Consider the following 18,631-nt stretch of genomic DNA (forward strand, 5'->3'; position numbering starts at 1 on the left):
ACTAGGTGTCATAATGGCTGTATTAGAGGAGAAGATGACTATGTCTGAAGGTAAGTATAATATAAAAGCGGTCTCGAAAAAATTGGGAATACAACCCGGAACCTTAAGGGCATGGGAAAGGCGTTATAATATTATATCTCCTATTCGAAATGAAGCCGGTCATCGCCTCTATTCAGAAGAACATATGGCTATATTGAAATGGCTTGTTCAAAAAACAGAACAGGGTTTTACAATTAGTCAAGCAGTCGAGCTCCTTGAAAACGGGAATGTGTCAACTGAATCCGAAACACTAGACATAGGTATGGGACGAGATCGCGCGCATTTGCTTGCTGATGAAATTCTTGAAGCTCTTCTAGCCTTCGATGAAAATAAGGCTCAGGATTTACTGAACCAAGCGTTTTCTGTATTTAGCATTGATAAAGTCGTTCACGATATATTAGCTCAGCTTCTCGTTCGAGTGGGGGAATTATGGGAGAACGAAAAAATTACAATTGCCCATGAACATTTTACTACAGCTTTTTTACGCTCCAGAATTGGTATGATCTTTCACACGCTGCCTGTAGATGGGTACTTACCTAAAGTTATGGCGGTTTGTTCATCTGGTGAATACCACGAGCTTGGATTATTAATCTTTACACTCTATCTGAGAAGAAAAGGTTTTGAAGTCATCTATTTGGGATCAAGTATACCGGAGGATGATATTGAGATCGTGTTAGAAGACACTGCTCCGAAAATCCTTTTTCTATCCTGTACGCTAATGGCAAACTTACCAAGATGTCTTGACTTAATTGATCGTCTTGATAATAAGTTTCAAGACCTTACCATAGGAGTTGGAGGGGCAGCCACTGCTCGTTTGCAAGGTGAAAAGAGACAGGCATATACTTCTTATGTTGTTGGGGACAAAAAAGAAGAGTGGGATGAATGGATTAAAAATAAGCTTCAAAAAATCACCACTTAGAACGATAGGGGTCCTGACTTGTCTAAGTTTCCCTGATCAGTGTAAACTAGAAGAATATCGTCAACCAAGAACCATCTTTGTATTATCACATATAGTATGAATAAAGGATTTGCGGGTGACAGACGGTAGGGGGGAATTAGATGCGTCTTGAACGTTTAACGTACGACAAAATAAAAATCTTTCTAACTTATGACGATTTAAACGAGCGGGGAATTTCAAAAGAAGAGCTCTGGCAGGACGTACCAAAGGTTCACCGTTTATTTCGTGAAATGATCATGGAAGCCGATGATGAACTTGGTTTTAAAGTTGATGGTCCTATCGCTGTTGAGGTTTTCTCACTTCCTGCACAGGGAATGGTAGTCATTGTTACGAAAGGTTCAAATGGAGAAAATGAATTCGAAGATGACTATAATGAAGAATACATTGAAATGCAAGTAACTCTTGACGAAAGTGATGAAGTATTCTATGAATTTGCTTCATTTGAAGATGTCATTGGTCTTGCAAAACGATTAATTAATGTAGGCATTCAGGGTGGTACACTCTATTCATTCCAAAAACATTTCTACCTTAAATTTGACGAGGAAGAATTCAAGGAATATGAATTGGACTCACTTGTTGCCCTACTTGCTGAATTCGGTAACCCATCGACGATTACAAGTTATCGAGTGGTAGAATACGGAAAAACCCTGATGGATTCAACGGCAGTAGAACAATTAAACAACTATTTTAAATAGAAAAACCTCCCTAAGTGGGAGGTTTTGTTCGTTAAAAGAGAACCCGTTCAGATCTCACATCAGGATTTTGCCAGGCTTTGATAAAGTATTCTTTATTATCGAATTTAAAGAACCCGTTCTCATTGTAAATAGTAGGGAATACGCGTTCCACGGAGAGGTGCTGGGTCTTATGTGCAAGTAATGCCAGACGGACTTGTTCCATATGCTGCGTACTAAAGGTTTTAATAAGACTAATGTCTTCATCAGGATCTGAATACGCAGGATTACCTGTTTCTACTGCGATTGAGCGTGGAACCGTCGTGTAATAAAGCTCTTTCACAGGAAAGATAGCTTCCTGTACAGCCTGAAGGGTCGCTTTTTGAATGCCTTTGTGGTCTTGATGGCCAGATAACCCATGGGGTGGAAAAGTAACAACAGCGTCAGGCTTAACCTGTTCGATCTGGTTAATTACTTCATCTATTAATACTCCATCTTGAAGCTGACTTAGCTGACCATCTTTATAATCACCGATAATGAGTTCATTAATTCCGAGCAATTTAGCGGCCATCTCCAATTCTTTTTGGCGAACGATTGAAAGATCTTCGGGATTGCAAAGAGGAGGTTCCCCACATTTGCCGGCATCACCTGGTGTCGCACTATACAGGACTGTATTTGCATCCTGCTGTTGCGATAATTCAAATAGTGTACCACCAGAAGTAAATGTTTCATCATCAGGGTGTGCAAATACAAACAATATTGTTCTTGTCATAGGATTTCCTTTCTTGAATCAGTCTATGGGTAGTATAACGAATATGAATCCAGGTTTTCCAATATTATTAACTAACGATGGTCATTAGAGGTTACATAGCTTTCGAAAAACATGGTATGATGAGAGGAGTTTTGGTAAGTTCCACTCGATTTATTATCGAATATACTAACATACATAAAAGCAGCCCAGGAGGTATAGGTCATGAAAGTTGGAGTTCTTTATGGAGGCACTTCTGCAGAGAGAGAAGTTTCGCTATCCAGTGGTAAAGGAATTATGAATGCACTTAAAGCGAACGGTCATGAAGTGATCGGAATCGATTTTCACCCGGAAAGGTTACAGGAAGTCATGGATCTAGATGTTGAAATCATTTTCATTGGTCTTCATGGTAAATATGGTGAAGACGGACGGATTCAGGGTCTGTTGGATATGCTCGATATACCATACGTAGGTTCTGGCGTTCTTGGATCCGCGGTCGCGATGGATAAAGCAAAAAGTAAGAAAGTACTGAAGGACTCTGGTATTCGATTAGCAAAAGATCTTGTTTTATATAAATCCGACGATCAACAACCCCTCGACTTGCCTTTTGATTATCCTGTAGTTGTTAAACCAAATAGTGAGGGTTCAACAATAGGACTAACAATTGCCCGGGATGAAGAGGAACTCCAGAAAGGTATTAAAGAAGCTTTTCATTTTGATAGCACCGTCATCCTTGAAGAATTTATTTCTGGTACCGAAGTTACAGTTGCTGTGATGGGTGAAAAAGGAAATGTTAAATCCCTCCCAGTTGTTGAGATTGTTCCTAAAAATGCATACTATGACTATGAATCAAAATATGCTGAAGGAGGAAGTGAGCATATCGTTCCTGCCAGGATTTCATCCAGCTATACAGAGTTGATTCAACATCAATCCGTTGTCGCTCATGAGCTTCTCGACTGTGACACATATTCAAGAGTAGACTTCATCGTACCATCAGATGGTTCTGAACCTGTCTTTCTTGAAGTGAACACTCTTCCTGGCATGACACCAACTAGTTTATTCCCGGATGCAGCTAAAGAGATCGGCTATACCTATGAGCAAATGATTGAAAATCTCATCCAACTTGGTTTAAACAAGAAGTAATAAATGACCTCACTGAAGTGGGGTTTTCCTTTTCATTCATTAAGTAATACGCCTGTTTAGTAAGCGTTTTCATTTATGTGGAACAAATTGCATAAATGTGGGTAGAATGCCTTCTCATAGGTTGGCGAAACGTGTATACTATGTTTTGAAAGCAGAGCATTAGAACATTCTATAAATAAATTAAATGAATAGTTAATTTGGTGAATGAGAGAAAGGCCGTCTTAAATGGGCCTAAGCTGAAAAACAACGGAGTATGTGCACAGTAATGGGAGGTAAAGCAATGGTCGACAAAAACGAAACAGCTAATGGACAAGGTAACTCAAAAAAACGGAACGTCTTAGAGTCGACGCAATCGGTCATTCATGAGGCGCTTGACAAGCTAGGTTATCCTAGTGAGGTTTATGAGCTTTTAAAAGAACCAATGAGGTTAATGACTGTCCGTATTCCAATCCGTATGGATGATGGGTCAATAAAAATCTTTACCGGTTATCGCGCTCAGCACAATGATTCAGTTGGGCCAACAAAAGGTGGCGTACGCTTTCATCCCGATGTAACTGAAACGGAAGTAAAAGCGCTTTCCATTTGGATGAGTTTGAAAGCCGGCATCGTCGATCTACCTTATGGTGGAGGAAAAGGTGGCATTGTTTGTGATCCTCGGGAGATGTCATTTAGAGAACTAGAACGGTTAAGTCGTGGCTATGTTCGAGCAATTAGCCAGATTGTTGGACCAACAAAAGACATTCCGGCACCAGATGTATTTACAAATTCACAAATTATGGCCTGGATGATGGACGAATATAGCCGTATTCGTGAATTTGATTCGCCTGGTTTCATTACTGGTAAACCACTCGTACTTGGTGGTTCTCATGGAAGAGAATCAGCCACAGCTAAAGGTGTAACCATTTGCATACGTGAAGCTGCAAAGAAAAAAGATATTAAAATTGAAGGAGCACGCGTCGTTATTCAGGGATTTGGTAATGCTGGAAGTTTCCTTGCGAAGTTTATGAATGACGCTGGAGCAAAAATCGTAGGGATTTCTGATGCTTATGGCGCTCTTCACGACCCAGAAGGTCTTGATATTGATTACTTGCTCGACCGAAGAGATAGCTTTGGGACAGTAACCAAGCTATTTAAAGAAACGATTAGCAATAAGGAGCTTCTTGAGCTTGATTGCGATATTCTTGTTCCGGCTGCAATCGAGAACCAGATTACAGAAGAGAATGCCCATCAAATTAAAGCAAGTATTGTCGTAGAAGCAGCTAATGGGCCGACTACGATTGAGGCAACAAAGATTCTAACTGAACGTGGTATTCTTCTAGTGCCAGATGTACTTGCAAGCTCCGGTGGTGTAACGGTATCTTATTTTGAGTGGGTTCAAAACAATCAGGGCTATTATTGGACTGAAGAAGAAGTCGAAGCAAAGCTTGAGAAAGTAATGGTTAATGCATTCAATTCTATCTACCGTACCTCTGAAACACGACGGGTTGATATGAGACTATCGGCTTATATGGTTGGTGTTCGGAAGATGGCAGAAGCTTCTCGCTTTAGAGGCTGGATATAAATAGTTGCTAATCCATTGAAAATTCCCTATCATTCAGGTAGGGAATTTTTCTGTTCATTTGTGTAACATAAAAAGAGAAATATGCAATACCTTATGGAAAGTTCGGGAGTGAGTGAAATGAGAGAAGAAAAAATAGTTATTATAGGGGCCGGTCCATGTGGGATGTCAGCTGCTATTGAATTAATGAACAAGGGATATGACCCATTACTTATTGAAAAAGGGAACATTGTAAATGCGATTTACCATTATCCAACTCATCAAACTTTTTTTAGTTCCAGTGAAAAGCTTGAAATCGGTGATGTGCCATTCATAATTGAAGAGCGAAAACCGAAGCGAAATCAGGCTCTTGCGTATTATCGTGATGTAGCAAAACGGAAGGACCTGCGCATTCATTCATTCGAAAAAGCAAAAAAAGTAACGAAGACAGAAAATGGATTTGTTATTGAAACGGAAAAAGTACATGAGTCTAAAGACATGAAGTACTGTGCAGAACAATTAATCATTGCAACAGGGTATTACGATAGTCCTAATTACATGGGTGTACCGGGTGAGGATCTCGACAAAGTCCTCCATTATTTTAAAGAACCACATCCTTATTTTGATCAGGACGTAGTTGTAATCGGCGGTAAAAACTCCGCAGTTGACGCAGCACTTGAGCTTGAAAAAGCTGGTGCGAGGGTAACGATACTTTACCGAGGGTCTGATTACTCCAAAAGTGTTAAACCGTGGATTCTTCCGGAGTTTGAGGCACTTGTAAGAAATAAGAAAGTATCGATGGAGTTTAACGCAAGTCTAGTAGAAGTTCGAGAAAAAGAAATTGTATACGAAGTAAATGGCGAGTATAAAGCGATTACCAACGATTTCGTATTTGCTATGACAGGGTATCATCCGGATCATTCCTTCCTTACGAAGATCGGGATTGAAATTGATAGAAAAAGTGGACGACCAACGTTTGATGATAAGACTATGGAGACGAATGTGGATAATTGCTACATTGCAGGCGTCATTGCTGCAGGGAATAACGCTAATGAAATCTTTATAGAAAATGGACGGCTGCATGGAGCCATGATCGCCCGTGCGATTACTGAGAAATCAAAAGAACCTACCGAATAAGGTAGGTTCTTTCACAAGTTTTGCTTACCTAAGAAATAGGCTGTGCAATTCATCAGGATTCCGTGTGGCTTCAAGCGTTACCAATAATTTAAGACGGGCTTTTTGACCATTCAGTCCGTTGGAGAAAATAACGCCCAGATCTTTCAAGCGTTTACCTCCGCCTTCATACCCATAAACATCCTGTACAATCCCGTTAAAACAACGAGAAACCATCACAATAGCTATTCCTTGGTCTCTTAGTTGTTTGATGCCTTCCATCATCTCTGGTGGCACGTTCCCTTGACCAAGCGCTTCTATGACGATGCCATCAATCCCTAGTTCTCCTGCAGCAAATAAAAGCTCTGAGTCCATTCCAGCATACGCTTTTAATAACATCACTTTCTTTGTCAATCCTGAGATATGGTAGCGGTCACGATTCGTCAATGTGTGATGGAAGAAGACACGCTGTTTTGTAACGATCCCAATTGGTCCATATTGTGGACTTTGAAAAGTTGATACATTACTCGTATGCGTTTTAGTTACATTTTTTGCAGTATGTATTTCATCATTTAGAACTACCAGGACGCCTTTACCTTTCGCTTCCTCGCAACAAGCAACTTTGATAGAAGAGATCAGGTTATATGGTCCATCAGAACCAATTTCATTACTCGATCTCATCGCACCAGTAATGACGACTGGTAAATCCGTTTGAAGAACCAGGTCAAGTAAATAGGCCGTTTCTTCGAGTGTATCCGTTCCGTGAGAAATAACGACACCACTAATGTGTTCCTTCTTGATTCTTGTTTCGATTCTTTCGGCGATCCTGAACATGATTTCGGGAGTCATATGTGGAGATGGGATATTTAGGAAGTCATCTATAATAACATCGACTCCCTGTAACAATTGTTTAAGTGTTGCATTGAGAGGATTTTCTTTTCCAGGAGCGACTGCACCTGACTCTTTGTTTTCCTCCATCGCGATTGTTCCGCCTGTATGAATAATTAATATATTGCTCATAGGATCACCTCGCCATTTCTTATTATTTGTTTCCATAAATAAAGTAACATGATACGATTAGAAAAGTATAGGTATGATTGAGCCTGCCTTTTTGACTACATGCAGGGTAGAAATGGGGAAAGCGTATGTTTGCAGCAATTACTGCTGGAATAGCGCCAGGCATTGCACTTCTTTGCTTTTTTTACCTTAAGCATCATCAGTACGAGTCCGAGCCGATTGGTCCTGTTGTACGAAGTTTTGTGTTTGGAGCTATGCTTGTTTTTCCGGTCATGGTCATTCAGCATGGATTCAAAATAGAAGATATCCTACAATCTCCATTCAGCCAGGCTTATCTAATGTCAGGCTTACTTGAAGAATTTCTTAAATGGTTTATTTTCTATTTTACCGTTTATATCCATATTGAATTCAATGATTTCTATGATGGGATTGTCTATGGTGTTGCCATTTCACTCGGGTTTGCTTCCGTTGAAAACGTCTTTTACTTGTTCGCCTATGGCATTCAGGAAGCGTGGTGGCGTGCTTTGCTACCAGTATCTAGTCATGCTTTATTTGGATTGATGATGGGGTCGTACCTTGGTAGAGGGAAATTATCTTTGCAAAATAAGATTGGAAAGTGGATTGGGCTTTCACTACTTGTTCCTTTTTTGTTTCATGGAACGTACAATTATCTTGTTCTTCAAATAAACAGCAATACGATTTATTTAATGATCCCCTTTATGCTGGTTCTTTGGTTCGTAGGTTTAAGGAAAATGAAAGCAGCTGACTTAAATCAGGCAAATTTAATGCAAACCAAAGAAAATATGAGAATGTCTTAACGAACACAAAAAGGATGCCGATATTGGCGTCTTTTTTTTGTGTTTGCAAAAAGCGATAATTTCAATTGGTGCAGATCTAATTAATTTTTGTATAAAATACCTCTCGATACAAAAACTACAGGTGTGAATACAGAATGATCAGGGAGGTCCACACGATGAGAAAGGCAAGTCATATCTTGAAAATCCCTCTGATAATCGGTTTATTATGCGTACCGCTTATCACGGTACTAGATACAGGAAATAAAGTAGAAGCTTTCTCGAATCAGGTTATCCAGCAGGGTGCTACTGGAACGGATGTCATTGAACTTCAAGCGAGACTAAAACACATCGGTTTTTATACAGGTAATATTGACGGGGTATTTGGATGGGGAACGTATTGGGCGGTAAGAAACTTTCAATATGAATTTGGAATGGATGTTGATGGACTCGTTGGACCAGAGATGAAGTCGAAGCTAAGTAAGTCGACAAAATATGATCCATCTATTCAGCAGCAGGTAAATAAAGGTGGGAACAAGAATGCCGGACAGCCTTCACAAAAAGTGGATAAACCTAAAGAATCTGCAACTGTTCAAGGGAAAAACACTCCATCTGGTTATTCTCAAAATGATATTAAACTACTTGCAAATGCGGTGTATGGAGAGTCAAGAGGAGAAGCATACGAAGGACAGGTTGCCGTGGCGGCGGTTATTCTTAATCGCGTGCAAAGTGCGTCTTTTCCTAATACTGTATCAGGCGTTATTTTTGAACCGCGTGCTTTTACAGCCGTCTCAGATGGGCAGATCTGGCTTACCCCAAACGAACAGGCGAAAGAAGCAGTGCTGGATGCGATAAATGGATGGGATCCTTCCGGTGAAGCGCTTTACTACTTTAATCCGAACACCGCTACTTCAGGGTGGATCTGGACACGACCTCAAATTAAGCAAATTGGTAAGCATATATTCTGTGAATAGTGGAGGTGTATAGACGTGATTCGATCAATTCTAATCGGCGCGCTAGCCATTGGTGTTGCTGGCACAGGTTACTGGGGTTACAAGGAACACCAAGAAAAGAATGCGGTGCTCATTAATGCAGAAAATACGTACCAGCGTGCGTTCCATGATTTGAATTTTCATATGGATGCCCTGGAAGAAAAAATTGGTTCTACGCTAGCGATGAATTCTGGAACAAGTATTTCACCAGCCCTAGCTGAAGTATGGCGGTTAACATCAGAGGCGCAAAATGATGTGGGGCAACTCCCGCTCACTTTAATGCCCTTTAACAAAACGGAAGAGTTTCTCTCAAATATCGGATCATTCAGCTATCGTGTAGCCATTCGAGATCTTGATGAAAAGCCACTTTCAGGTGACGAATACGAGACGCTAAAGAAATTACACAGCCATTCCAATGAAATCAAAAATGAGCTTAGAAAAGTTCAAGCGATGGTTATTGATCATAATTTACGGTGGATGGATGTCGAACTCGCTCTTGCTTCAGAGTCACAGCCACAGGATAATACCATTATTGACGGGTTTAAAACAGTTGATAAGCAAGTAGAGGGATATAGCGAAGTGAATTGGGGCCCTGAGGTAACCCAGTTAAACGAAAAAAAAGAAAATCTCACTAAGAATATTAAAGGAAAAGAACTAACTGAAGAAGAGGCAAAAAAGCATGTTGTTGATTTTCTTGATCTCGACCCAAAAGCCTCTATTGATATAACAACAACAGGGGAAAAGTCAAAGTATAAAGCTTATAGTTTATCCATTGAAAATCCTGATCAAAAATCGAGCATTAACCTCGATGTTACGAAAAAAGGTGCAAAGCCAATCTGGATCTTAATGGACAGGGAAATTGGAGAACAGAAAATCAGTCTGAATGAAGCTGCAGATAAGGCGAAAGGTTTTTTGAAAGAGCATGACATTACGAATATGACGATATCTGAAAGCAGTCAGTATGACAAAATGGGCGTGTTTACATTCGTCTACCAACAGGATAATGTTACTGTTTATCCTGATGCTGTTCATATTAAAGTAGCCCTTGATAACGGCGATATTGCTGGTTATGAATCGCTGGAGTATTTAACAAATCACCATGAGAGAGAACCATCTAAAGCAAAAATTTCTAGAGATGAAGCGTTAAAGCAGGTGAACCCGAATGTACAGGTGATGGAAGAAGGTCTTGGAATCATTCGGAATGATATTGGAGAAGAGGTATTATGCTACGAATTTATGGGGACAATTGAGAATGAAACGTACCGTATATTTATTAATGCGAACGATGCTAAAGAAGAACGAGTTGAGAAAATGGATGGTACTGAAATGAATTACGACACGTTATAAAAAAGGGAGGGGTCATGCGTGAAGAAAGTAGAACGGTTAATCCTTAAACTGATTGTAATCCAGTTTACGTTCCTGATAATTTCGCAGGCTCTTCTTACACAGGATCATTTTCGGATTTACTTAAGTAAAACCCTTTATTATGAAGGTGTTGTAAAAGATTTGCCTCAATCAATCAAGGAACAATAGTCAATAGACCGAAAAAATGTCTTATGTTATGATAAATAGGAACTTTTGGTTTAACAGAAAAGCAGGATTCCCTGCTTTTTTTGTACTTTATTTTTGATTTAGTAGATGGAAAGGCGGAGCGTAAAAGGAATGCTTTTTCTGTTGAATGACGATTGATGAATGGAATGTGGAGGCAAGAGTTAAGATGAAAAAGAAAATTAATATAGCAATAGACGGACCTGCAGGTGCCGGTAAAAGCACAGTAGCAAGACAGGTAGCTGATAACCTTACGTTTCTTTATATTGATACAGGCGCGATGTACCGGGCCCTGACTTATAAAGCAATTGAAAAAGGAATCGATTTAGAGGATGGGCCATTGCTTAAAAAGCTCCTTGATGAAACGGTAATCGATCTCCAAGTTGGTGAAAAAGAACAGCACGTCTTGATCGATAATAGAGACGTAACGACTGATATCCGTTCATACGATGTGACGAATAACGTTTCCTTTGTGGCAAGACAAAGTGAAGTTCGTAAAGAAATGGTAAAACGTCAGAAGTTATTAGCTAATAAGGGCGGGGTTGTTATGGATGGACGTGATATCGGTACTTACGTTCTGCCTGAATCTGAGCTTAAAGTGTTTTTAAGTGCTTCAGTAGAAGAACGAGCAATGCGACGTTATAAAGAACTCCTTGAAAATGGAATTGAAGCTGATTTCGAACGGATTAAGAAGGAGATTGCGCTTAGAGATAAACGTGACTCAGAGCGAGAAGTGGCTCCGCTTGTAAAAGCGAAGGATGCTACGGAGATTGATACAACTTCGATGACAATTTCAGAAGTCGTCAATTCGATCCTTCAATTAGCGAAAGAAAGGGCATGATCAAGTGAGTTTATATAGAGTGGGAAAAGGCCTATTTAAAGCTTATTTTACGTTATTCAATCGCGTCACTGTCGTTGGAGCGGATCAGATCCCAAATGATAAAGGGATCCTCCTCTGTTCCAATCATATTAATAATCTTGATCCACCTCTCGTTGGAGCAATGTTTCCAAGAGATGTCCATTTTATGGCTAAATCGGAGCTTTTTAAAATTCCGGTTTTAGGAAAGTTAATTCATAAGGTTGGTGCGTTTCCTGTTAAACGCGGAATGAGTGACAAACAGGCATTAAGAAGCGGAATGAAATTCTTAAAAGATGGCGGTGTCGTCGGACTCTTTCCTGAAGGAACGAGAAGCAAAAACGGTGAACTTGGAGAAGGTCTTTCAGGGGCGGGATTTTTTGCACTTCGTCCAGAGGTGACTGTAGTACCCTGTGCCATTAAAGGATCTTATAAGCCGTTCGGGCGTTTGAAAATTGTTTATGGAAAGCCGGTTGACTTATCTCCCCTTCGTGTAGAGCAGGGAGCGGCGAAAAAAGCGACGCAGGCAATCATGAAGGAAATTCAGGATTTAATCGAAATACATCACAAATGATTCAATATTTTTAAAAAATTTAAATAAATGCGTCAGGATACTTGACAAATCCGCCAATTTTAGTGAAAGTTAGAGGAAAGGGTGCTTAACTTTTCAATAAAATTCTTTCGCTTTTGGTGGAAGGCTTTTATAAATCATATCGAAAAGTTTTATTTCTTTTGGATTGAAGGAGGAGTTTGTCAATGGGTGAAGAGATGAATCAGGAAATGACTGAGTTCAAATCATTCGAAATTGGAGATGTGGTGACTGGTAAAATCTCCAAAGTCGAAGAGAAACATGCATCAGTAGATGTAGGCTTCAAAATTGATGGAGTGCTGCCAATCAGCGAACTGTCAAGCCTTCACGTCGAAAAGGTAAGCGACGTGCTTTCAGAAGGTGATGAAATAGAAGTGAAAGTAACTAAGGTTTCTGAAGATGAGCTCGTGCTTTCTAAAAAAGCTGTTGAAGCGGATCAAGCATGGGATGCACTCAAAGAAAAGTATGAGAATTCTGTTGCGTTTGACGTAAAAATTGCTGATGTCGTTAAAGGTGGTCTTGTGGTTGACCTTGGTGTTCGGGGCTTTATTCCAGCATCCCTTGTTGAAAGACACTATGTGGAGGACTTTGCGGATTACAAAGGTAAAAACCTGAGCGTGAAAATCGTTGAATTTGATCCTGAAAAAGCCAAGGTTATTCTTTCACATCGTGCAGTGCTAGAGCAAGAAGCTGACCATAAGAAACAGGAAACACTTTCTTCACTTCAGGCGGGACAGGTTGTTGAAGGAACTGTTCAACGTTTGACAGACTTCGGTGCATTTGTTGATATCGGTGGAGTAGATGGCCTGGTACACATCTCTCAAATGGCCCACCACCGTGTTGAGACACCTTCTGAAGTAGTGACCGAAGGACAGCAGGTAAACGTGAAAATTCTTTCTGTTGACCGAGATAACGAACGTATTTCATTATCCATTAAAGAAACACTCCCGGGACCGTGGGAAGAAGTAAAAGGTAAGCTAAATACAGGAGATGAGATTGAAGGAACAGTAAAGCGTCTTGTAAGCTTCGGTGCATTTGTAGAAGTTGCTCCTGGCGTTGAAGGTCTGGTTCATATTTCAGAAATCTCGAATAAACACATTGGCACACCTCAAGAAGTACTCTCAGAAGGTGAAACCGTTCGTGTAAAAGTTCTTGATGTTAATCTCGATGAGAAGCGTATTTCATTAAGTATTAAAGTACTTGAAGCTGATCAAGTATCCAGCGAAGTTGAAGAATATCAAAAAGATTCTGATGGAAACTCTCCATTCTCACTTGGCGATATGATCGGTGATCAACTTAAAAAATATAAATAAGCAAAAAGCTCTCTATCATAAATGATAGAGAGCTTTTTTGGTTTAACAAAAGCGGTTTGAATCATTTAGTGTTATTTCTGGCCGTTCCTTTTCCGTGCATTAGATGGCCCTTCGAGCATGGAAGCTCCATGATGCTCTAATGATTGATCACGGTCTGATTCTACACGATTGGATTTCTTTAAATTTTTTTCCTGGCGATCTTTACCCACTTTCATCCCTCCATTTCCATAATTCATCTCTCTTAGCATGAAGGAAACAACGAAAAGTTATGCATTCTTGTTTTTCGATGTCTATTCATTATGAATTATTCCCATACTGGTCATAATGAAAGGGGGTGCGGTTCGAATTGGATGGGGCATTTTTTCTATGGTTTACTTGGATGGGAGTGGTTATCACCGCTTTCTTTCATAATCATTCTCAGCGTCGAAAACCTCTAATCGTTTTATTGCTAACTGCAATTTGCCTGGTGAATATTCAATTTAACATTATGAACTATACAGTCACAGCCCTATTTCTACTAGTATGGGGCTACGGATATCGCCTATTACTTGGAAGTATACAGGTTACATTAAAATATGGCGTATTGGTACTTATTACGGTCACAGCAGCTTATACCGCTATTAAGTTATTTTCGGTTTATGATCCGGTATTTACTTACTTATATACGAAGTGGACAATTTCGGCCTTTCTTTTTGCGATCGTTCACATTACGTTGAGTGGCACTGCCGAGCGCTGCTCCTTTTTACTGATAGGCATTGTACACGGGGAATCGATTTTAACAACACTTTTTGAGCAGATGGGGATCAACCGCATTGCAGGAAGTCCTGAAGCACTTGATATCATGGCTATTTCAATTATGGGAACCATTGTCTGGCACTACTTTGTTCAACTGACGTTACAGCTTGAAAAACATGTAAAAGAATATCAGGAAAGACGGGGTTATTCATGAATGAGTACACTTTTTCTATTCTGTTCGGGGTGATTTCTGGTACGTTAGCCCGTATTTATATGTTTCGTACCGATTATCGGCAATACCCGACTTACCCGCATGGCATGATCATTCATTTAGCTTTAGGTTTTATAGCTGCCTCGCTTGGATCACTTGTTGTACCTTCCATTATGGAAGAAGAGTTTACAGCTGTAACGTTCCTTACACTGGCTGCTTCTCAGTTTAGAGAAGTTCGAAATATGGAAAGAAAAACGCTGACTGAAATGGATTCGCTTGAACTGGTTCCAAGGGGAGCATCCTATATAGAAGGAATTGCGGTAACCTTCGAAGGAAGGAATTATCTCGTTATTTTTATTTCATTTGTCTCCTCATTTGCTTATCTGGCGATCAATATGTGGGCAGCATTCGTAGCTGCGTTTCTTTCATTTCTTGTGGCTAAAAAGTACATGACAGGGAGCAAACTTGGGGAAATCGCTTTGATCGAGCAGTCTACTGTTACTTTCAAAGGAGCAGGTCTATATGTGGATAATATTTATATTATGAACATTGGTATTCCTGCAAGACAAAAGGAAATCCTTGCTCATGGACTTGGATTTATTATTAGTCCGAAAAATTTCGATGCAAGATCAACAATTGGAAATCTAGGTCAACGTCAGGCCATTCTTCATGATTTGGCTATTTCACTCGGGGTGTACAGAGATTCGGGCACTCCGGCTCTTGTTCCTCTTATTAAGCGAGACTTAGACGACGGAAGAATAGGAGTTTTCATTCTTCCTCAAAACAAAAGTGCTGAACTCGCAATAAAGGTCATATCAAAAGTTCCTACTTTGGAGAATGCGATTCGCATGCCGACGGAAACAAAAGAAAAAGGAAGTGACCAATCATGATTTTTGAGAAAGCCATTCTCGCCACAGTGACACTTGACGCGAGTAGGGTTCCGGTCGGGGCGAATGTATTTGTATGTGTTTCGGATGAAGAGATGAATAGCGTTGCGGCAGATCTCGAAGCCATTCTTGATGGGATTGCCCACAAATTGAGTAACGATGTTTATATCATTGTGAAACATTAGGAAAAACAAATGGTAATTGCCTACTTTAAGAAATTTCAATTTTTCCTCTGTTGTTCATTGGTTGCTTTTTTGATAAGATATAAAAGCTATCAAAGACTATGCCTTCCTTATAGAGGAGGGTTTTTTACAATGAACTGCTGGAAAGTTTGTCCACGACTTTCTGGTGTGAAGCTTAGATAGATAGTCTTTAGAAAGGGCGTGCACATAATGACAAAACCAGTTGTCGCAATTGTAGGTCGACCAAATGTTGGGAAATCGACCATTTTTAATCGCATAGTAGGAGAGAGAGTCTCCATCGTCGAAGATACTCCAGGAGTAACACGCGACCGAATTTATAGTACAGGTGAATGGTTAAACCGTGAATTTAATATCATAGATACAGGCGGTATTGAAATTGGAGACGAACCATTTCTCTCACAAATCCGTTTCCAGGCTGAGATCGCCATTGATGAAGCAGACGTTATTATATTCATGGTTAATGGCCGTGATGGTATTTCAAACGCTGATGAAGAGGTAGCTAAAATTCTTTATCGCTCGAATAAACCTGTTGTTCTGGCGGTGAATAAAGTTGACAACCCAGAGCAGCAAGTTCTTGTGTATGATTTCTATTCACTTGGGTTTGGAGAGCCATTTGGTATTTCAGGATCTCACGGTCTTGGACTGGGCGACCTTCTTGATGAAGTTTTTAAATCCTTCCCTGAAGAACAAGAGGAAGAGTACGATGAAGGAACGATCAAGTTTTCATTAATCGGTCGTCCGAACGTAGGGAAATCCTCCCTTGTCAACACCATTCTTGGTGAAGAACGAGTGATTGTAAGTGATGTTGCAGGCACAACTCGTGATGCGATTGACTCGATGTTTACAAGAGACGGACAGGATTACGTGATTATCGATACGGCCGGCATGAGAAAACGCGGCAAGATTTATGAAACTACAGAGAAATACAGTGTTCTTCGTGCGATGCGAGGCATTGAACGATCTGATGTTGTCCTTGTTGTGATTGATGGTGAAGAGGGTATTATTGAACAGGATAAGAAGGTAGCTGGATATGCTCATGAAGCAGGGAAAGCTGTTGTTATCGTTGTTAACAAATGGGATGCAGTTGAAAAAGATGATAAAACAATGCGAAACTTTGAACAGAAAATTCGCGATCATTTCTTGTTCCTTAGCTACGCGCCAATCGTTTTTCTATCGGCTAAAACGAAGCAGCGCCTTCACACACTACTTCCGGTTGTAAATTCTGTAGCAGAAAACCATGCACTTCGTGTTAAAACAAATGTTCTAAATGAATTGATTATGGATTCAGTAGCAATGAACCCAACACCGACTGATAATGGGAAGCGACTGAAAATCAATTATGCGACACAAGTTGCGGTCAAGCCACCAACCATCGTGCTATTTGTAAACGATCCAGACCTGATGCACTTTTCTTACCGCCGCTTCTTAGAAAACCGTATTCGTGAAACGTTTGGTTTTCAGGGAACGCCTCTCCGCATTTTGGCCCGCAGAAAAAGCGAGTAGTTCTTCTTAAACAGGGGAGTCATGCTAATATAAAGGGGGAAGTTACATGATCGCGATCCTGATTTGCATTGCTGCATACCTGCTTGGTTCAGTGAGTTTTAGTTATTTACTCGCTCGAATTCTGAAGAAAATCGATATCAGAGACCACGGTAGCGGTAATGCAGGAGCGACAAATACTTTAAGAGTGCTTGGAACTGGACCCGCTATCGCTGTTCTGGCGCTTGATGTCATTAAAGGTATACTTGCCGTTTGGTTAGGGTACTGGTTTTCTAACGAACCTATTGTCCCTTTCCTTGCAGGCATTTGCGCTATTATTGGCCATAATTGGCCAGTGTTTTTTGGATTTCGTGGAGGAAAAGGTGTAGCAACGACCATTGGTGTTTTCGCTACACTTGCCTTTTTGCCTGCGTTATATGCTGGTATTATTGCAATTTTCTCGATTTTTATCACCAGATTTGTATCACTTGGATCTCTTATTTTTGTGGTGCTAACTCCTGCTTTTATCTTTATACTTGGCGGGTATCCTGCATCATATATTATATTAGGGGTGCTGCTGGCAGTACTCTCAGTGTGGAGACATCGTACAAATGTGAAGCGCCTGGTTACGGGGACAGAAAGCAAGCTCGGTCAGAAGGTCGAGCAGTAAGGAGGAAGATCAATGGCGACAATTTCAGTTGTAGGTGCAGGTAGCTGGGGAACAGCTCTTTCTATTGTTCTAGCTGACAATAATCATCACGTTAAACTCTGGGCAAGACGAAAAGATCTTGCTGATGAAGTAAATGATGGTCATACCAATGAGAAATATTTACCTGGCATTACACTACCGGAGGGTATAAAGGCAACAAGTTCACTCGAGGAGTGTGTACGGGATGCAGAATTAATCTTACTCGTCACACCAACGAAAGCACTGAGAGATGTTCTTCCAGAGCTCAAGACATACTTAACAGCGCCTGTCACGTTCGTTCATGCAAGTAAAGGAATTGAACCGGACACATCCAAACGTATTTCTGAAGTGATTGAAGAGGAAATTCCGCCGTCACTTAGAAAATCAGTTGTCGTACTATCAGGTCCGAGTCATGCAGAAGAGGTAAGCCTGCGTCATCCAACAACAGTGACAGTATCTTCTAAGTCATTAGCAGAAGCGGAATATGTACAGGATCTGTTCATTAATTCGAATTTCCGTGTTTATACAAACCATGACATTGTCGGGGTAGAACTTGGTGGTGCACTTAAGAATATTATTGCACTTGGAGCAGGTATGTCTGATGGACTTGGTTATGGTGATAATGCAAAAGCTGCACTGATTACGAGAGGTCTGGCAGAAATCGCACGTCTTGGAGCCGCAATGGGAGCCAATCCGTTAACGTTTATGGGTCTGACAGGGATAGGGGATCTTGTTGTAACATGCACAAGTGTACATAGCCGTAACTGGCGTGCAGGAAACCTGCTTGGTAAAGGAAATAATCTTGACGAAGTGCTTGAAAACATGGGCATGGTTGTCGAGGGTGTTCGTACCACAAAAGCAGCATACCATCTAGCTAAAGAACAGGACGTCGATATGCCAATTACGTCTGTGTTATTTGACGTACTGTTTAACGATAAAAATCCTAAGGATGCTGTTGATCAATTGATGGGTAGGCTACGCACACATGAAACAGAAGATCTGACTTCCTTACTTGCAGACCGTTTTGAATTGAATCCAAAAGAACAGTAAAAAGTCAAAGCACGAAGTATTCCTCCTTGCATACACTATGTTGAACGTTATTGGTAAGGA

21 protein-coding genes are annotated in these 18,631 nt (G+C 40.5%); 18 read left to right on the forward strand and 3 right to left on the reverse strand.

The window, feature by feature from the left end; genetic code table 11:
* The first annotated feature begins 34 nt into the window (after nucleotides 1-34).
* Entirely contained in the window at nucleotides 35-958 is a 924-nt protein-coding gene (locus ABFG93_RS20330) for a MerR family transcriptional regulator (protein ID WP_347552913.1), read from the forward strand.
* Between the two features lie 140 nt (nucleotides 959-1,098).
* Complete coding sequence (locus ABFG93_RS20335) at nucleotides 1,099-1,692, forward strand: genetic competence negative regulator (protein WP_347549818.1); 594 nt, start codon at nucleotides 1,099-1,101, stop codon at nucleotides 1,690-1,692.
* 31 nt (nucleotides 1,693-1,723) lie between these two features.
* On the opposite strand, the gene ABFG93_RS20340 is transcribed toward ABFG93_RS20335, so the two are convergent.
* On the reverse strand, nucleotides 1,724-2,440 hold the full coding sequence (locus tag ABFG93_RS20340) for a PIG-L deacetylase family protein (RefSeq protein ID WP_347549819.1): 717 nt from the start codon (nucleotides 2,438-2,440) through the stop codon (nucleotides 1,724-1,726).
* Between the two features lie 201 nt (nucleotides 2,441-2,641).
* Here ABFG93_RS20340 and ABFG93_RS20345 point away from each other — a divergent pair, with 201 nt between their 5' ends.
* The 3 genes from ABFG93_RS20345 to ABFG93_RS20355 all read left to right on the forward strand — a co-directional run bounded on the left by ABFG93_RS20345 (nucleotide 2,642) and on the right by ABFG93_RS20355 (nucleotide 6,233).
* Complete coding sequence (locus ABFG93_RS20345; RefSeq protein ID WP_347549820.1) at nucleotides 2,642-3,559, forward strand: D-alanine--D-alanine ligase family protein; 918 nt, start codon at nucleotides 2,642-2,644, stop codon at nucleotides 3,557-3,559.
* Between the two features lie 280 nt (nucleotides 3,560-3,839).
* Nucleotides 3,840-5,120: a Glu/Leu/Phe/Val family dehydrogenase gene (locus ABFG93_RS20350; protein ID WP_347549821.1), complete on the forward strand. Its 1,281-nt coding sequence runs from the start codon at nucleotides 3,840-3,842 to the stop codon at nucleotides 5,118-5,120.
* Between the two features lie 117 nt (nucleotides 5,121-5,237).
* Nucleotides 5,238-6,233 carry a YpdA family putative bacillithiol disulfide reductase gene (locus ABFG93_RS20355; RefSeq protein WP_347549822.1) on the forward strand — a complete coding sequence of 332 codons (996 nt, stop codon included), beginning with the start codon at nucleotides 5,238-5,240 and terminating at the stop codon, nucleotides 6,231-6,233.
* Between the two features lie 24 nt (nucleotides 6,234-6,257).
* Here the strand turns inward: ABFG93_RS20355 and ABFG93_RS20360 are convergent, their stop codons facing one another.
* On the reverse strand, nucleotides 6,258-7,229 hold the full coding sequence (locus tag ABFG93_RS20360; RefSeq protein ID WP_347549823.1) for an asparaginase: 972 nt from the start codon (nucleotides 7,227-7,229) through the stop codon (nucleotides 6,258-6,260).
* Between the two features lie 125 nt (nucleotides 7,230-7,354).
* Between ABFG93_RS20360 and prsW the strand changes: the two genes are divergently transcribed.
* The 7 genes from prsW (at nucleotide 7,355) to rpsA (ending at nucleotide 13,318) form a co-directional block, all read left to right on the forward strand.
* Nucleotides 7,355-8,044, forward strand: a complete 690-nt coding sequence (gene prsW / locus ABFG93_RS20365) for a glutamic-type intramembrane protease PrsW (RefSeq protein ID WP_347549824.1) — start codon at nucleotides 7,355-7,357, stop codon at nucleotides 8,042-8,044.
* A gap of 182 nt (nucleotides 8,045-8,226) precedes the next feature.
* The gene (gene sleB / locus ABFG93_RS20370; protein ID WP_431522103.1) at nucleotides 8,227-8,994 is read left to right on the forward strand and encodes a spore cortex-lytic enzyme; all 768 of its coding nucleotides are present in this window, start codon (nucleotides 8,227-8,229) and stop codon (nucleotides 8,992-8,994) included.
* A 15-nt stretch (nucleotides 8,995-9,009) separates the two neighbouring features.
* Nucleotides 9,010-10,359 (forward strand): germination protein YpeB, encoded by a 1,350-nt coding sequence (gene ypeB, locus ABFG93_RS20375; protein WP_347549826.1) that lies wholly within the window; start codon nucleotides 9,010-9,012, stop codon nucleotides 10,357-10,359.
* 18 nt (nucleotides 10,360-10,377) lie between these two features.
* Nucleotides 10,378-10,545, forward strand: a complete 168-nt coding sequence (locus tag ABFG93_RS20380) for a DUF5359 family protein (protein ID WP_347549827.1) — start codon at nucleotides 10,378-10,380, stop codon at nucleotides 10,543-10,545.
* Nucleotides 10,546-10,729: 184 nt separating this feature from the next.
* Nucleotides 10,730-11,401, forward strand: coding sequence for a (d)CMP kinase (gene cmk / locus ABFG93_RS20385; protein ID WP_347549828.1), 672 nt, complete (start codon nucleotides 10,730-10,732; stop codon nucleotides 11,399-11,401).
* 4 nt (nucleotides 11,402-11,405) lie between these two features.
* Nucleotides 11,406-11,990 carry a lysophospholipid acyltransferase family protein gene (locus ABFG93_RS20390; RefSeq protein ID WP_347549829.1) on the forward strand — a complete coding sequence of 195 codons (585 nt, stop codon included), beginning with the start codon at nucleotides 11,406-11,408 and terminating at the stop codon, nucleotides 11,988-11,990.
* A 182-nt stretch (nucleotides 11,991-12,172) separates the two neighbouring features.
* Complete coding sequence (gene rpsA / locus ABFG93_RS20395; RefSeq protein WP_347549830.1) at nucleotides 12,173-13,318, forward strand: 30S ribosomal protein S1; 1,146 nt, start codon at nucleotides 12,173-12,175, stop codon at nucleotides 13,316-13,318.
* 71 nt (nucleotides 13,319-13,389) lie between these two features.
* Here the strand turns inward: rpsA and ABFG93_RS20400 are convergent, their stop codons facing one another.
* Nucleotides 13,390-13,527, reverse strand: coding sequence for a YpzI family protein (locus ABFG93_RS20400; protein WP_347549831.1), 138 nt, complete (start codon nucleotides 13,525-13,527; stop codon nucleotides 13,390-13,392).
* 137 nt (nucleotides 13,528-13,664) lie between these two features.
* Here ABFG93_RS20400 and ABFG93_RS20405 point away from each other — a divergent pair, with 137 nt between their 5' ends.
* The 6 genes from ABFG93_RS20405 to ABFG93_RS20430 all read left to right on the forward strand — a co-directional run bounded on the left by ABFG93_RS20405 (nucleotide 13,665) and on the right by ABFG93_RS20430 (nucleotide 18,571).
* The gene (locus ABFG93_RS20405) at nucleotides 13,665-14,267 is read left to right on the forward strand and encodes a YphA family membrane protein (RefSeq protein ID WP_347549832.1); all 603 of its coding nucleotides are present in this window, start codon (nucleotides 13,665-13,667) and stop codon (nucleotides 14,265-14,267) included.
* Nucleotides 14,264-15,154 (forward strand): YIEGIA family protein, encoded by an 891-nt coding sequence (locus tag ABFG93_RS20410; protein ID WP_347549833.1) that lies wholly within the window; start codon nucleotides 14,264-14,266, stop codon nucleotides 15,152-15,154. The genes ABFG93_RS20405 and ABFG93_RS20410 overlap by 4 nt, the downstream gene beginning before the upstream one ends.
* A complete protein-coding gene (locus tag ABFG93_RS20415; protein WP_347549834.1) occupies nucleotides 15,151-15,336 on the forward strand; it encodes a capping complex subunit for YIEGIA in 186 nt (61 codons plus the stop codon). Before ABFG93_RS20410 ends, ABFG93_RS20415 begins: the two co-directional genes overlap by 4 nt.
* Nucleotides 15,337-15,543: 207 nt before the next feature.
* Nucleotides 15,544-16,857 carry a ribosome biogenesis GTPase Der gene (der, locus tag ABFG93_RS20420; RefSeq protein ID WP_347549835.1) on the forward strand — a complete coding sequence of 438 codons (1,314 nt, stop codon included), beginning with the start codon at nucleotides 15,544-15,546 and terminating at the stop codon, nucleotides 16,855-16,857.
* 46 nt (nucleotides 16,858-16,903) lie between these two features.
* Nucleotides 16,904-17,503 (forward strand): glycerol-3-phosphate 1-O-acyltransferase PlsY, encoded by a 600-nt coding sequence (gene plsY / locus ABFG93_RS20425; protein ID WP_347549836.1) that lies wholly within the window; start codon nucleotides 16,904-16,906, stop codon nucleotides 17,501-17,503.
* A 12-nt stretch (nucleotides 17,504-17,515) separates the two neighbouring features.
* Nucleotides 17,516-18,571 (forward strand): NAD(P)H-dependent glycerol-3-phosphate dehydrogenase, encoded by a 1,056-nt coding sequence (locus tag ABFG93_RS20430; protein ID WP_347549837.1) that lies wholly within the window; start codon nucleotides 17,516-17,518, stop codon nucleotides 18,569-18,571.
* Nucleotides 18,572-18,631 lie beyond the last annotated feature (60 nt).

It is taken from the genome of Pseudalkalibacillus hwajinpoensis (genome assembly GCF_039851965.1).
Lineage (GTDB): Bacteria > Bacillota > Bacilli > Bacillales > Guptibacillaceae > Guptibacillus > Guptibacillus hwajinpoensis_E.